Consider the following 1,896-nt stretch of genomic DNA (forward strand, 5'->3'; position numbering starts at 1 on the left):
CTTTGAAACAGCAGGCTATGATGAAGGTGGTGCAGGGGCTACCAATGTAGTACTTAAGTAACATATAAGCTACTTGTACGACATAATACTAAGACCATAGTCAGAATAAAATTGTATAGGCAAAAAGAAAAGGTAGTAAGTTCATTTGAACTTACTACCTTTTTTAGAGGGTGCTAATAGAATTAGCGTTCCTTTTTAGACTTTTTATTTTTCGATGAATTAGATTTTGGTTCAGATACTTCTTCCTTAGGGGTTTGATCGTCTTCTTTTACTTTTTCATCTTTTTGTTTGTCTTTATCGTCTTTTTTATCTGCTTTCTCGTCCTTTTTATCATCTTTTTTAGGTTGTACTTTTACAGGATTGTAATAACCTTCAGAGATTGCTGATTGAGCACTAGAAGGAACAGGGAAGTCAGATGCAGGCGTATTGGCAAGCGCGTTTGCCATGAATTGGCCCCACATAACGGCTGGGGTACTACCACCGGTGATGCCGTGTAATGTTTCGGAACCGTAGTCATCACCAATCCAAACGGCAGCTACTAAATCAGGCGTGTAACCAACGAACCAAGCATCCTTGGAATCATCTGTTGTACCAGTTTTACCTGCTGCAGGACGTCCGATTGCGGCATTACCACCAGTACCGCCATTTATAACGGATTCTAGCATATTTGTAATGATTGCTGCATCTTTTTCGTCTACAACGCGTTTTTCTTGGATGGAGTGTTCCTCCACCACTTGGCCGTTGCGATCAACAATTTTAAGGATTGCCGTAGGTTGAACTTTGATACCGCCATTAGCGAGAACGCCGTAAGCTTGTACCATTTCAAGAGGGGTAACACCATGTGTTAAACCACCAAGTGCAGTAGACAAGTTATTATCTTGATCTGTAAGGGTAGTGATACCCATTTCTTTGGCAAGTTTAATAATCTTAGACATGCCTACTTCATCAGCAATTTTTACAGCTGCTACGTTACGAGAATGTTGTAATGCATAGCGATATGTAATATTACCTACGAAGTCATTTTCATAGTTTTTAGGGCTCCAGTTACCAAATGTAACAGGGCTATCATCTACGATAGAACCAGGAGTTTTACCAGATTGAATAGCTGCTAAATATACAAATGGCTTCATAGCAGAACCTGGTTGACGTTCTGCTTGTGTAGCACGGTTAAATGCATCATCACCACGGCCACCAACCATAGCCATAATGTAACCATTATGAGGGTTCATAGCTACGATAGCACCTTGTGGTTGATGTAAACCATTGCTATCAGTGTAGTAATTAGGCAAGTTTTGCATTGCTGCTACAGCTGCATTTTGTGCATCCATATCAAGAGTTGTATAAATTTTTAAACCATCTTTATAGATTGCATCGTCGCCATATTTTTCAGAAACTTGTGCAATAACATAGTTAATGAAGTAAGATGCATTAGATTTTTCATGCGTTTGTTCTTGTTTTGCCACTAAGCCTAAATCTGCTTGACGTGCTTCATCAGCTTGCTCTTGTGTAATGTAACCGTATTTAACCATTTGGCCTAGTACAACGGCTTGACGTTTTTTACTAGCTTCCAAATCATTGAATGGAGAGTAGTAGTTAGGACTTTGTGGTAAGCCTGCAATGAGTGCTGCTTGAGCTAGCGTTAATTGGCTAGCATCCTTACCAAAGTATACATGAGCTGCAGATTGTACACCGTATGCACCTTGGCCAAAGTAAATTTGGTTCATGTACATTTCAAGGATTTCATCCTTAGTGTAATGTTGTTCAATTTTAAGTGCTAGCAATGCTTCAGAAATTTTACGTTTAAATGTTCTGTCTTGCGATAAGAATGCATTACGCGCTAACTGTTGAGTGATTGTAGAACCACCTTCAGATACGCCACTATGAACAATGTTAACC

Annotated in this window: 1 protein-coding gene; it reads right to left on the minus strand. The window is 39.5% G+C overall.

What is annotated here, in order from left to right; genetic code table 11:
• Positions 1 to 182: 182 nt before the first annotated feature.
• A partial coding sequence (locus Q0F90_RS09075) for a transglycosylase domain-containing protein (RefSeq protein ID WP_296004948.1) occupies positions 183 to 1,896 on the minus strand: 1,714 nt, incomplete at its 5' end.

Origin of the sequence: uncultured Veillonella sp., assembly GCF_934190855.1 — a bacterium.
Taxonomy (GTDB): Bacteria; Bacillota; Negativicutes; order Veillonellales; family Veillonellaceae; genus Veillonella.